Here is a 12,719-nt window from a genome sequence, read left to right on the forward strand (position 1 = left end):
CCGTCAGCTCGTCGTCGGCGGGGTCGGCAGGTGGCCGGTATCGGCGTCCCAGTCGCCCGGCGACGGCGTCCAGCGGGGCCGTTCGCCGGTCATCTCGTCGCCGGTGATCTCGTAGTGGATGACCTCGGCGATGTTCGTCGCATGGTCCCCGATCCGTTCCAGGTTCTTGGCCATGAACAACAGGTGGGTGCAGGCGCTGATCGTGCGCGGATCGCCCATCATGTAGGTCAGCAGTTCGCGGAACAGGGCATTGTAGTGCTCGTCCACCTCGTCGTCCGAGGCCCAGACGGCCATGGCCCGGTCGATCTCGGAGGCGGTATAGGCGTCCAGGACGTCGCGCAGCCGCATCGACACCAGCTTGCCCATCCGCTCGATCGAGCGGGTCAGGGGCTGCATCGGCTCGGTCTCGGCCAGGCTCAGCGCCCGCTTGGCGATGTTCTTGGCCAGGTCGCCGGTGCGTTCCAGGTCCGTCGAAAGCTTCATGGCCGACAGGGTCTTGCGCAGGTCCGAGGCGACCGGCTGGCGCAGGGCGATCAGACGGATGGCCTTCTTTTCGATATCCCGGTGCATGGCGTCCAGCTTGACGTCGCGGTCCACGACGGCGCGCGCCAGGGCGATATCGCGGCGGGCCACGGACTCGACGGCATCCGCCACCTGGGCCTCCGCAAGACCGCCCATGCGTGCGACCTCTGCCGTCAGCTGGTTCAGTTCGTCGCCGTAGGCCTTGACCGTATGCTGGTTCAACCGAAGCGTCCCGTAATGTAGTCCAGCGTGCGCCGTTCGCGGGGATTCGTGAAGATTTCCTCGGTATTGCCGTGCTCGACCAGCCGTCCGAGGTGGAAGAAGGCGGTGCGCTGCGACACCCGCGCGGCCTGGGCCATCGAATGGGTGACGATGACGATACAGTACTGCTCGCGCAGTTCGTCGATCAGTTCCTCGATCTTGGCCGTCGCGATCGGATCCAGGGCCGAGCAGGGTTCGTCCATCAGAATCACTTCGGGCCGCACGGCGATGGCGCGGGCAATGACCAGCCGCTGCTGCTGGCCACCGGACAGCCCCGTGCCCGCCGAGTGCAGGCGGTCGGCAACCTCGTCCCACAGACCGGCCTTCCTGAGCGCGCTCTCGACGATGGCATCCATCTCGGCCTTCGACGAGGTCAGGCCGTGAATGCGCGGACCATAGGCGACGTTTTCATAGATCGTCTTGGGGAAGGGATTGGGCTTCTGGAACACCATGCCGACCTGGGCCCGCAGCAGGACCGGATCGACCGATCTGGCGTTGATGTCCTGCGCGTCCATCAGAATCCTGCCGGTGACCCTGGCGCCCTGGATCGTGTCGTTCATCCGGTTGATGCAGCGCAGGAACGTCGACTTGCCACAGCCGGATGGGCCGATGAAGGCGGTCACGGTCTTGTCGGGGATGTCGAGGCTGACATCGAACAGGGCCTGTTTCTCGCCGTAGAAGACAGACACATCGCGCGCGGCGATCTTGGTCGGCCCGGCAGGCGTCGCCGGCGACTTCACCGACGGCACCCGTCCGGCCGCGGCACCCGCCGTGTCCGCCTCCGCCGTCAGGACGGATTCGTCGTGGTCGCTGTTCGCCGGAGCCTCTGCCGCGGGCAGGGTCTGACCCTCCGTCATCGTCACGTCGGCCGGATCGGCGGGACCGCCCTCGCGGCCATCAGGCGCACGGAAGAAAGGGAATTTCATTGACTTACCACCGGCGTTCAAAGCGCCGACGCAGAAGGATCGCGGCGGCGTTCATGACGATCATGAAGGCGAGGAGGACCAGGATGGCCGCAGCCGTCCGTTCGTGGAAGGCGCGCTCGGACGCATTTTCCCAGATGTAGACCAGCGACGGCAACGCCCCGGTCGGCGCCGTCACCGAATGGGGAATGCCCGGCACGAAGCTGACCATGCCGATCAGCAGCAGCGGCGCGGTCTCGCCGAGCGCATGGGCCATGGAGATGATGGTGCCGGTCAGGACGCCGGGCATGGCGAGCGGCAGGACGTGGTGGAACACGGTCTGGGTCCGACTGGCGCCCATGGCCAGCGCCGCCTCGCGGATCGAGGGCGGCACCGCCTTCAGGGCCGATCGGGTGGCGATGATGATGGTCGGCAGGGCCATCAGGGCCAGCACCAGGCCGCCGACCAGCGGTGAGGATCTCGGCAGATGCGCCCAGTTGATGAACAGCGCCACCCCCAGCAGGCCGTAGACGATCGACGGCACCGCCGCGAGATTGTTGATGTTGACCTCGATCAGGTCGGTGATCCGGCCCTTCCCGGAAAACTCCTCCAGATAGACCGCCGCTCCGACGCCCAGCGGGATGGCCAGAGCGGCGGTGACCATCAGCATCAGTGCCGACCCCACGACGGCGCCCAGAACCCCGGCCAGCTCCGGCTCGGTCGAGTCGCCGTTCGTGAACAGCAGGGTGTTGAAGGTCGTCGAGACCGCGCCGTCGCGTTTCAGCCCGTCCAGCCAGGCCATCTGTTCGTTGGAGACCTTGCGCTGGTCGGCCGGCGTCTCGCGGGTGACCTCGCCCTTGTAATACAGGTCCGCCTCGTCCGAGACGGGCGCGGTGACGGTCACCGTCTGGCCGATCAGGGCCGGGTTCTCGCGGATCATGGCGGCGGCGCGGAACTTCAGTTCCGAAGACAGCAGGGCACGGTAAGCCGTTGCCTTGGAGCCGCGCTCGTCGTCGGTGATGCCCAGCTTCGCCAGCGACTGCTGGGCGACCATCTGCTGGAAGTTGGTGCCCTGCGGATAGGCGCGGTCGATCCGGGCGGGGTCCATATAGACCGGCACGGTGATCTGGTTGGCATAGAAGGGCCGTGTGGCCCTGCTCGACGATGCGGCCGAGCAACAGCAGCAGGAAGCCGATCGCCACGCCGATGGCCAGCAGGCCATAAAGCTTGAACCGGCGCTCGCGGGCATAGCGCGCCTTCAGGCCCCGCTTCAGCAGGCTGTCGCGGGCGTCTCCGGCCAGAACATCTGATGTGACCTCAGTCATACTGTTCCCGATAGGTCTGGACGATGCGCTGGGCGACGATGTTGAGGACCAGGGTGACCAGGAACAGGGTCAGACCCAGGCCGAAGGCGGCGAGCGTCTTGGGACTGTCGAACTCCTGGTCGCCGGTCAGAAGGGTGACGATCTGGACGGTCACGGTGGTCACCGTGTCCAGCGGGTTCAGCGTCAGGTTGGCCGCCAGGCCCGCCGCCATGGTCACGATCATGGTCTCGCCGATCGCCCGCGACATGGCCAGCAGCAGCGCCCCCGCGATGCCCGGCAGGGCGGCGGGCAGCAGCACGCGCTTGACCGTCTCGGATTTGGTCGCGCCCATCGCATAGGAACCGTCGCGCAGGGACTGGGGCACGGCGTTGATGATGTCGTCGGACAGGGAAGACACGAACGGGATCAGCATGATGCCCATGACGGCCCCGGCCACCAGCGCCATCTGGTTCTGGACCAGCAGCAGATACTGACCGATCCCGTCCAGCGGGCCACCGACCAGCAGGGCCCCGATGCCGTTGAAGAACTCACGGAAGGCCGGGCCGACCGTCAGGGCCGCGAAGAAGCCGTAGACCACGGTCGGCACGCCGGCGAGGATTTCGAGCAGCGGCTTGACGATCCCGCGCGACAGGCTGCTGGCGTATTCCGACAGATAGATGGCCGAGAACAGGCCGACGGGTGCGGCCACGACCATGGCGATCAGCATGATCAGGAAGGTGCCCGCGAACAGGGGAACGGCTCCGAAGGCACCGGACGATCCCACCTGATCGGCGCGGATCGCGATCTGCGGGCTCCACTGGGTGCCGAACAGGAAGTCGACGACCGGCACGGCCTGGAAGAACCGAAGGCTGTCCCACAGCAGGGAGAAGACGATGCCGACGGTCGTCAGGATCGCCACGGCCGAACAGGCGAACAGCGCGCCGCCAATCCAGCCTTCGACCCGGTTTCGAGCACGCAACCCCGGCTTGATCTGGCTGTAGGCGAACAGGCCGCCCATGATCGCGGCCACGATCGCGGCGGCCACGGCACCCCAGACCAGCGTATCGTGGATGCGGCCGGCCCGGGCGCCTTCGGTCACCAGCGCCTGACCCAGGTCGCCGGGCCAGGCCTGCAGCGCGCGCCCGCCCTCGCCCACGATGCGGGCGTCGTTCATGAAGGCCTCGCGGCGGAACGGCTCGAGCGCGTTCACCGCTTCGGGCGATCCGGCCGCGACCAGACTGTGTTCGATGGCCCCCGAGAAGATGCCGGCCGCGATCACCACGACCAGCGCCGGCACCGCGACCCAGATCAGGGCGTAATAGCCGTGCTGCTGAGGCCGCGAGTGGGGGCTCTGCCCCTTCGGCACATCACGGGCGAGGCGCTGGGCACGACGGTGCCCGAGGCCATAGGCCAGCGCCGCCATCACAGCCAGCACGGGAAGCAAGAACCAGATCATCACGCCCCAGAGCACCGCATTCTGGACCCGTACGTGCCAGAATCAGACCCCGCCGGGGATCGGCGGGCGTCGGCGCGGAACCTGCCCGCGGATGGTCAGCGGATTACGACGACTGAATGACAGTTCTGCAACGGCGTCGGTCTATCGGCTTCAGGTCGTGCGCTTTTCGACCAGCAACGGGAAATAGGCGGTGAACAGCGCGCCCTCGCCCGGCGCGCTTTCGACGATCAAGCCGCCGCGGTGGCGATTGACGATGTGTTTGACGATGGCGAGGCCCAGACCCGTCCCCGCCCGCTCACCGCTCTTCTGACCCTCGACGCGATAGAACCGCTCCGTCAGACGGGGCAGATGCTCGCGTGCCATGCCGGGCCCGTGGTCCCGCACGGTGATGGCCGCATAGCGGACGCCGACCTCGCGATCCGGTGTCAGCAACGACAGCCGGGTGGCCCCGGGCATCCGCGAGGCCGTGGCGCGTTCCGCGTCCAGATCGGGCTCCAGGCCAATCTCGACGATAGACCCGGTCGTGGAATACTTGATCGCGTTGTCGGTCAGATTCTGGATCACCTGAAGGATTTCGTCCCGATCGCCGGTGATACGGGCACTGTCGGCGGCGGCCAGATGGATGGCGACGCCCTTGTCCTGCGACAGGACGCTCAAGGCGTCGACCACATCGGCGGCGGCCCCGCCCAGATCGACCCGGCCTGAGGGCGGGATGTGTTCATTCAGCTCGATCCGGCTGAGCGACAGAAGGTCGGCGACGAGGCGGCTCATGCGCTCGGCCTGGGCCGCCATGATGTCGAGGAACCGGTCCCGCGCGGCGGGATCCTCGCGGGCATGGCCCTTGAGGGTTTCGATGAAGCCGCTGAGCGAGGCCAGTGGCGTGCGCAGCTCGTGGCTGGCGTTGGCCAGGAAATCGACCCGCATCAGCTCCATGCGACGCACATCGGTCTCGTCGCGCAGCCCCAGCAGGGCCAGCGGTGAACCGCCAGGCGACGGCAGCGGTCGCACCCAGGCCTTCCAGTGGCGCGCACGCGACCCCCCGGCCGCATAGTCGATGGTCCGGCTGATGCCTCCGAACAGAGCCTCGTCGATGGCTTCCAGCACATTGGGATCCCGCATTGCCGAGACCAGCAGCATCCCCTCGCGTGGCACCCGGAGCAGGTCGCGGGCCGCGCGGTTGGCCAGCACGATGCGACGCCCCGCGATGTCGTCGGCCTCACCCCCGCTGATGATCAGAACAGGATCGTCCAGGGCCTCGAACACGGCATCCAGAAGCCGCCCATCCTCGATACTGTCGGCCGAGGTCGGCGAGTCAGCGACGGAGGTTTGCCGTTCCGTCTGTGGATTCCGGCTGCCGAGCCAGGTCACAAGGGCGACGATGGACGCGCCGCCCACCAGCCAGAGCGCGATATCCGGGCGGGCTGCGGCGATCACCAGCATCACAACCACCGCGACCCCACCCGTCGTTCCCGACGTCCACAGGCGCGAAGACGCCAGGGGCGCGACCGGGGATGGGGTGTCATCGAACGGCATGAACGGCAAAACGCTCCGAAAGTCGTCGGCGTTACGGCCCGACGGGTCTGCCTAGCATCATCCGGATACGGCGCGATGACGAACCTCCATTATCGAAACAGGGATTCGCGGCAAACCGACCCGCTTTTTTTACCTATTGCGGTCAGGCTGGTCCTTCGTGTGGGGAAGACTCGCCTTTGCCCTGGCTCCTGAACTGCTTGACGGTGACGCATGACTGGCGGCTGACGCTGCTGGCGGCGGCCGTTTGCATCACTGGACTGGCAACCTGCATCACCCTGATCGGTATGGCCCGCCGCTCGTCGCAGCGGGATCGTGCCGCCTGCGGCTCGCTGGCGGGCGTGGTCGGAGGGCTGACGGTCTGGGCGACCCATTTCCTGGCCATGCTCGGCTATCGTTCGGCCGAGACCCTGCATTACGGCGCAGGCGAGATGCTGCTTTCACTGGCGATCGTCATCGTGGGCATGGCCCTGGGCATCGCACTCACCCTGAGCAACGATTCACGGCTGACCCGCGCCCTGGTGGCCGCCCTTGGGGCCTGCAGCGTCGCCGCAATGCATTTCATCGGCATGGCCGCCCTTCGCATCGATGGGGGCGTCGCGGTCTGGGACACGACGACGGTGGCAGCGTCGGTGACGCTGAGCGTGCTCATCGCCCTGTGCACCGCGATCTGGAAGCGTCGTGACGGCAGGTGGCGGATACCGGTCCATACCGCTTTCGCCGTCGCCAGCGTCTGCGTTTTGCATTTCGGCGGCATGGCGGGCCTGACCATCGTGCCCGATCCGACCGTGGGCGTTCCGGTCTCGGCGATCGACCAGACGGGCATGATGGCGTGGGTCGTCGGCGGCGCGACGCTCGTGGTCACCATAGCCGCGCTGGTCACGGTGATGAGCCTGTGGGGCCGAAGCAGCTCGCTGAGCCAGCTGCGCGAGGCGATCGACACGATGCCCGACGGCCTGGCGTTCTACGATGCCGAGGACCGGCTGCTGATCTGGAATGCCCGCTATGCAGAGGTCAACGCCGAGCTGGCCTCGGCGCTGCAGATCGGCGTCCGGTTTCGCGACATGTTGCAGATCGGTCTGGACCAGGGCCTGTATGCTGAGGCGATCGGCCGCGAGCAGGCGTGGATCGCAGAGCGGCTTGCCGCGCGTCGGCGGCTGTCCAATACGCTGGAACAGCAGATATCCGGCGACCGCTGGCTGCGCGTTCAGGATCGCAGGACCGCCCAGGGCGGGATCGTCACCGTGGTCAACGACATCACCGATCTGAAACGCGACGCCCAGGCGCTGGCCGAGGCGCGCGATGCCTCGGAGGCGGCGAACCGGGCCAAGTCCGAGTTCCTGGCCAATATGAGCCATGAGATCCGGACCCCCCTGAACGGCGTCATCGGCCTGACGCAGGCGCTGGCCCGAACGGAGCTGTCCCACGACCAGCGCGAGATGCTGAACCTGATCCAGTCGTCGGGCGTCACGCTCCAGACCCTGTTGAGCGACATCCTCGACCTGGCCCGCGTCGAGTCCGGGCGGCTGGAGATCGCGGACGAGCCTTTCGACCTGAGGCGCGCGATCAACGAGGCTGCCCACCTTTACGGCACCCCGGCCGCCGAAAAGGGGTTGCAGTTCTTTGTCGAGATCGACCCCGCCGTCTCGGGCTGGGTGCGCGGCGACGTGGTTCGGCTCAAACAGGTGCTGACCAATCTGGTGTCGAACGCGGTCAAGTTCACGACGCAGGGGTTCGTCAGTCTGACGGCCTCCACCGGGCACGACCGGACCGGTGCAGCGATCCTGCGCTTTACCGTCGAGGATACCGGCGTGGGTTTCGACGCGGAGGCCAAGGCGCGACTGTTCACCCGTTTCGAACAGGCCGATGGCACGATCACCCGTCGGTTCGGGGGCACGGGCCTGGGTCTGGCCATCTGCCGCCAGCTGGCGGACATGATGGGAGGGCAACTGGACTGCGAAAGCGAGGCCGGGGGCGGCTCGGCGTTCATCCTGACCCTGCCCCATATCCCGGCCGAGACCCCCGCGATCCCGTCGATCGAGCCGGTGTCACCGGTCGATACGGACGCGCGCCGCGTGCGGGTCCTGATCGCCGACGACCATCCGACCAACCGCAAGGTGGTGGAGCTGATCCTGGGTCAGGCCCCGGTCGATCTGGTCACGGTCGAGGACGGGGCCCAGGCATTGGCCGCCGTCAAGGCGCAGCCCTTCGATCTGATCCTGATGGACATGCAGATGCCGGTCATGGACGGGCTGACGGCCGTCCGCGAGATCCGGCTGCATGAGGCGTCCCAGGGGGCGACACGAACGCCGATCGTCATGCTGACGGCAAACGCCCTGCCCGACCACATCGCGGCCGGCCAGGCGGCCGGCGCCGACCGGCATCTGTCCAAGCCCTTCGATGCGGCCGAGCTGGTCGCCCTCGTCAGCGAGCTCGGCGGCGAGAGACAGGCCCTCGCCGCCTGACGGGCCCTATTCGTAGCCGTGGGCGGCTTCGTTGATGACCTGTGACGGCATCCGCGAGAAGTCGACCGCGACCGGCATGGCGGCCTTGGCCTGGAAGGTCTTGATGACGTGTTCCAGGCGGCGACGGACCTCCTTTTCGGATTCCGAACCGGGGTCCAGGTCCAGGGGTGCCAGGCAGAAGTCGATAATGGCCTGGGGGCGGCTGATCGGGTCCATGGGGGTCTCTCCTGGTGTTTCTATTCGGCCGCGACGAACTGCGCGGTTTCGGTGGATTCCTTCATGGCGGTCGTGGAGGACTGCCCGTTGGAAATGACGGTGGCGACCTGGTCGAAATAGCCGGTGCCGACCTCGCGCTGGTGACGGGTCGCCGTATAGCCGATGGCCTCGTTGGCGAACTCGCGCTGCTGCAGCTCGGAATAGGCCGCCATGCCACGGTCGCGGTAGCCGTCCGCCAGCTCGAACATCGAGTTGTTCAGGGCATGGAAGCCGGCCAGGGTCACGAACTGGAACTTGTAGCCCATGGCCCCCAGCTCGCGCTGGAATTTCGCGATGGTCGCATCGTCCAGCTTGGCCTTCCAGTTGAACGACGGCGAGCAGTTGTAGGCCATCAGCTTGCCCGGATACTGCTTCTGGACCGCCTCGGCGAACCGCCTGGCATCGTCCAGATCGGGGTGGGAGGTTTCCCACCACAGCAGGTCGGCGATGTTGGCATAGGCCAGGCCGCGAGCGATGCAGTGGTCCAGGCCCGTGCCTTCCTTCAGGCGGAAGAAGCCCTCGGGCGTGCGGTTGTCGCGGTCGATGAAGGGCCGGTCGCGCTCGTCGATGTCGGAGGTGATCAGCTGGGCGCTTTCGGCGTCGGTGCGGGCGACGGTGATCGTCGGCGCGCCCATGACATCGGCGGCCAGGCGGGCGGCGATCAGGTTGCGCTCATGGGCCTGGGTCGGGATCAGGACCTTGCCGCCCAGGTGGCCGCATTTCTTCTCGGAAGCCAGCTGGTCCTCGAAGTGGACGCCGGCGGCCCCCGCCTCGATGAAGGCCTTCATGATCTCGAAGCTGTTCAGCGGACCGCCGAAGCCGGCCTCGGCGTCGGCGACGATCGGCACGAACCAGTCGCGTTTCGCTCCGCCCTCGGCATGCTCGATCTGGTCGGCGCGCTGCAGGGTGCGGTTGATGCGGCGGCACAGCTCGGGCGCGGCGTTGGCCGGGTACAGGGACTGGTCCGGATACATGGCCCCGGCGGTGTTGGCGTCGGCGGCGACCTGCCAGCCGGACAGATAGATGGCCTTCAGGCCCGCGCGGACCATCTGCATGGCCTGGTTGCCGGTCACGGCGCCCAGGGCGTTGATGTAGGGCTCGGAATGCAGCAGCTCCCACAGCCGGTTGGCACCGCGCTCGGCCAGGGTGTGGGTGATCGGCACCGAGCCGCGCAGCTTCAGAACATCCTCGGGCGTATAGGGGCGCTCGATGCCGTCGAAACGACCGGCGGGGGATGGGACGAGATCGGCGAAGGTGGTCATGGCGCGGCTCCGGAATCCGGGATGGCCGGAGCGAACGTCGCTGCGGCCCGACCATCAAACACGGGCCTGTCACTTTTGATACACGCAGCTGACCGCTTGCGAAGTCATCTTGTCATGATGTGACCCTTGAATTCTGGTCATGTTGTGACAAGCTGGGCCGATGGATGTTTCCGCTGACCGCAAACTGTTCCTCGGAGCCCGGGTCAAGCGGCTGAGGCGCGACCGGGGCCTGACCCAGACGGCCATGGCCGGGGACCTCGGCGTCTCCCCCAGCTATCTGAACCATATCGAGCGCAACCAGAGGCCGGTCTCGGCCCAGCTGCTGCTGCGGCTGGCCGATGCCTATGACGTCGACCTGCGGACACTGGGCCAGACGGGGGTGGCGGGCGAGGCGGACCTGGCGGAGGTGCTGGCCGATCCCCTGTTCAAGGGGCTGGAGGTGCCGCGCCACGAGCTGGTGCAGCTGGTCGACGACGCGCCCGGGGCCGCCGAGGCGATCGTTCGGCTGTACCGGGCCTTTGCCGAGCAGCGCGACAAGACGCGGGCCGCCCTGATCGAGGGCGGACAGGCCGCGGACGCCCCCTCCCCCGCCGACTGGGTGCGCGACCATGTGCAGTCCCGCGCCAACTATTTCCCCGAACTGGACGGGCTGGGCGAGACCCTGCACGCGGCGTTGGATCCGAACATGACCGGCGAGGGGTGCGAGGCGCTGGCACGGGTCCGGCTGGCCACGCGACACAATCTGGCGGTCAAGGTCATGCCGGCCGAGGTGATGGTGGAATGGACCCGCCGGTTCGATCCCCACCGGCGACGGCTGCTGCTGTCGGAGACCCTGGACCATTCCTCGCGCGCCTTCGCCATCGCCTACCAGCTGGCCCTGGCCGAGCATGACGCCGGGCTGAACGCCCTGGCCGACGCGGCCCGGCCGCCGGATGCGACGACGCGGGCCCTGCTGAAGGTGTCGCTGACCAACACCCTGGCCGCCGCCATCCTGATGCCCTACGCCGCCTTCCAGAGGATGGCCGAGGCGACCGGCTATGACATCGCCCGGCTGCAGACCCGGTTCGCCGTCTCGTTCGAACAGGTCGCGCATCGCCTGACGACCCTGTCGCGCCCGACCGCGCGGGGGGTGCCCTTCTTCCTGATGCGGGTCGATCAGGCGGGCAACGTGTCCAAACGCTATGCCGCCGGCGCCTTTCCGTTCGCGCGGTTCGGCGGAGCCTGTCCCCGGTGGCGGCTGCATTCGGCGTTTCGCACGCCGGAACGACTGGTCACACAGATCATCGAGACGCCGGACGGCCGACGCTGGTTCACCCTGGCCCGCACCGTCGATCGCCAGGGGCACGACGGGTTTGGCGAACGCTATGACCTGGCCATCGGCCTCGGGTGCGAGCTGAAGGACGCGCATCGGCTGGTCTATGCGCGCGGGCTGGACCTGACGGCCCCCGAGGTCACGCCTATCGGCCCCGCGTGCCGCCTGTGCCACCGCCACCCCTGCGCCGAGCGCGCCGCCCCGCCGGTGGACCGGGTTCTGGCCGTCGACGACTGGTCCAAATCGGTCAGCCCCTATCCGTTCGGGGCGGCGTAAGGCCGTTTTCCGGCGCAACCGGATGTGGTCAGGCATGGCCGGAGCGTCCTGCGTCCCGGATAATCGCTGGCGCGATTTCCGGGATGACAAGGTTGAATGGCGATTGACCCTAGTCCGGCGCGGTCGCCGTGCCCTCCAGCGCCCTCTGCGCCGCTGCCAGTTCGCCCGCCATGACGGCCTTCAGCCGGTGGGGGGCGAGGATCGTCACCTGGTCGCCCCAGGTGAACAGGTGCCAGGCCAGTTCGCGCATGCCGGAGGCGCGGAAGCGGACGATGACGGAGCCGTCGGGCTGATCTTCCAGCGACTGGGTCGGGTGCCAGCGCCAGCCCCTCGCCTCGGCCGCCCCGGCCGGGGTGACGGACAGGACCACATCCTCGATCTCGTCCTGGTAGATGCCGAAGGACTGACTGGCGAAGGCCGACAGGTCGAAGTCGGCGGGCGGCGGGGCAAAGCCGGGCTGGGCCTCGACCGCGCTCATCCGGTCAAGGCGAAAGGTCTGGACCTTGCCGCTGTCCCGGTCGGCGGCGACCAGATAGTTGGCGCGGCCGAACATGACACCGCACGGGGCCACGGTCCGCCTGCGCGCCTCCGCCCCGGGCCGGGCATAGGTGAAGGCGAGGGGCGACTGGGCCAGGATGGCACCCCGGATGGTGGCCAGCATGGTCTCGTCGGCACCCGGGCGCGGCCCGGCCTGGACGGCGATCGTCTCGGCCCGGACCAGGGCCTCCAGATCAGGGGCCAGGCGGTTCAGGGTGGTCGATCGCATCGCCGACTTCAGTTTCCGCTCCAGTCCCTCCAGCGCCGCCGCGCGGCCCGGCTCGCCCGCCGCCCGCAGGGCCTGCGCGGCCCGGTTCAGCTCGACCAGCTCGGTCGTGGTGGGGGCCTGTTCGAAAGCCGACAGCCCGCCCCGGATGCGCCAGCGCTTCTGCGGCGGATCGGACACCTCCTCTGTCGCGGGAAACAGGGCAATCACGGCGTCGCGCATACGCTCGGCGGTGCGACGGCCGACGTCCAGGTCCCGGGCCATCTCGTCCAGGCTCAGCCCCTCGGCCGAGGCGGCCAGACGGCGGGCCAGTTCCAGCACCATGGCCGCCTTGTCATGCCTCACACGCCCGCTCCCAACCGATACGTCCGATTTTGACGTATCACCGTCCTAGACCTCGATCAACGACAA

The 12,719-nt window shown here is 67.9% G+C and carries 9 protein-coding genes and 1 pseudogene; 2 read left to right on the top strand and 8 right to left on the bottom strand.

The genetic code is table 11. The annotated features are described in order from the left end of the window. Window positions 1-3: 3 nt before the first annotated feature. From phoU to O3139_RS11270, 5 genes and pseudogenes are all read right to left on the bottom strand, one after another. Complete coding sequence (gene phoU / locus O3139_RS11250) at window positions 4-744, bottom strand: phosphate signaling complex protein PhoU (protein ID WP_269514164.1); 741 nt, start codon at window positions 742-744, stop codon at window positions 4-6. Next, the gene (gene pstB, locus O3139_RS11255) at window positions 741-1,709 is read right to left on the bottom strand and encodes a phosphate ABC transporter ATP-binding protein PstB (RefSeq protein WP_269514165.1); all 969 of its coding nucleotides are present in this window, start codon (window positions 1,707-1,709) and stop codon (window positions 741-743) included. Before pstB ends, phoU begins: the two co-directional genes overlap by 4 nt. Before the next feature lie 4 nt (window positions 1,710-1,713). Then, window positions 1,714-3,010, bottom strand: a pseudogene (pstA, locus tag O3139_RS11260) (phosphate ABC transporter permease PstA). Next, complete coding sequence (gene pstC / locus O3139_RS11265; RefSeq protein WP_269516478.1) at window positions 3,003-4,445, bottom strand: phosphate ABC transporter permease subunit PstC; 1,443 nt, start codon at window positions 4,443-4,445, stop codon at window positions 3,003-3,005. Before pstC ends, pstA begins: the two are co-directional and overlap by 8 nt. Window positions 4,446-4,595: 150 nt before the next feature. After that, window positions 4,596-5,978 (bottom strand): ATP-binding protein, encoded by a 1,383-nt coding sequence (locus tag O3139_RS11270; protein ID WP_269514166.1) that lies wholly within the window; start codon window positions 5,976-5,978, stop codon window positions 4,596-4,598. Between the two features lie 203 nt (window positions 5,979-6,181). On the opposite strand from O3139_RS11270, the gene O3139_RS11275 reads away from it, so the two are divergent. After that, complete coding sequence (locus O3139_RS11275; RefSeq protein WP_269516479.1) at window positions 6,182-8,440, top strand: ATP-binding protein; 2,259 nt, start codon at window positions 6,182-6,184, stop codon at window positions 8,438-8,440. A gap of 6 nt (window positions 8,441-8,446) precedes the next feature. Here the strand turns inward: O3139_RS11275 and O3139_RS11280 are convergent, their stop codons facing one another. After that, window positions 8,447-8,656 (bottom strand): hypothetical protein, encoded by a 210-nt coding sequence (locus O3139_RS11280; protein WP_209320292.1) that lies wholly within the window; start codon window positions 8,654-8,656, stop codon window positions 8,447-8,449. Window positions 8,657-8,676: 20 nt separating this feature from the next. Continuing rightward, window positions 8,677-9,957 carry an isocitrate lyase gene (gene aceA, locus O3139_RS11285; RefSeq protein ID WP_269514167.1) on the bottom strand — a complete coding sequence of 427 codons (1,281 nt, stop codon included), beginning with the start codon at window positions 9,955-9,957 and terminating at the stop codon, window positions 8,677-8,679. 160 nt (window positions 9,958-10,117) lie between these two features. Here aceA and O3139_RS11290 point away from each other — a divergent pair, with 160 nt between their 5' ends. Then, window positions 10,118-11,545, top strand: coding sequence for a helix-turn-helix domain-containing protein (locus O3139_RS11290; RefSeq protein WP_269514168.1), 1,428 nt, complete (start codon window positions 10,118-10,120; stop codon window positions 11,543-11,545). A 109-nt stretch (window positions 11,546-11,654) separates the two neighbouring features. On the opposite strand, the gene O3139_RS11295 is transcribed toward O3139_RS11290, so the two are convergent. After that, a complete protein-coding gene (locus O3139_RS11295; RefSeq protein WP_269514169.1) occupies window positions 11,655-12,653 on the bottom strand; it encodes a helix-turn-helix transcriptional regulator in 999 nt (332 codons plus the stop codon). Window positions 12,654-12,719: the final 66 nt, after the last annotated feature.

Source organism: Brevundimonas subvibrioides (genome assembly GCF_027271155.1).
GTDB classification, from domain to species: domain Bacteria; phylum Pseudomonadota; class Alphaproteobacteria; order Caulobacterales; family Caulobacteraceae; genus Brevundimonas; species Brevundimonas subvibrioides_D.

Excerpts from the sequence above, each read along its gene's own strand:
- pstB (WP_269514165.1), bottom strand. The coding sequence starts at position 1,709 with ATGAAATTCCCTTTCTTCCGTGCGCCTGATGGCCGCGAGGGCGGTCCC.
- pstC (WP_269516478.1), bottom strand. The coding sequence starts at position 4,445 with ATGATCTGGTTCTTGCTTCCCGTGCTGGCTGTGATGGCGGCGCTGGCC.
- O3139_RS11270 (WP_269514166.1), bottom strand. The coding sequence starts at position 5,978 with ATGCCGTTCGATGACACCCCATCCCCGGTCGCGCCCCTGGCGTCTTCG.
- O3139_RS11280 (WP_209320292.1), bottom strand. The coding sequence starts at position 8,656 with ATGGACCCGATCAGCCGCCCCCAGGCCATTATCGACTTCTGCCTGGCA.
- aceA (WP_269514167.1), bottom strand. The coding sequence starts at position 9,957 with ATGACCACCTTCGCCGATCTCGTCCCATCCCCCGCCGGTCGTTTCGAC.
- O3139_RS11290 (WP_269514168.1), top strand. The coding sequence starts at position 10,118 with ATGGATGTTTCCGCTGACCGCAAACTGTTCCTCGGAGCCCGGGTCAAG.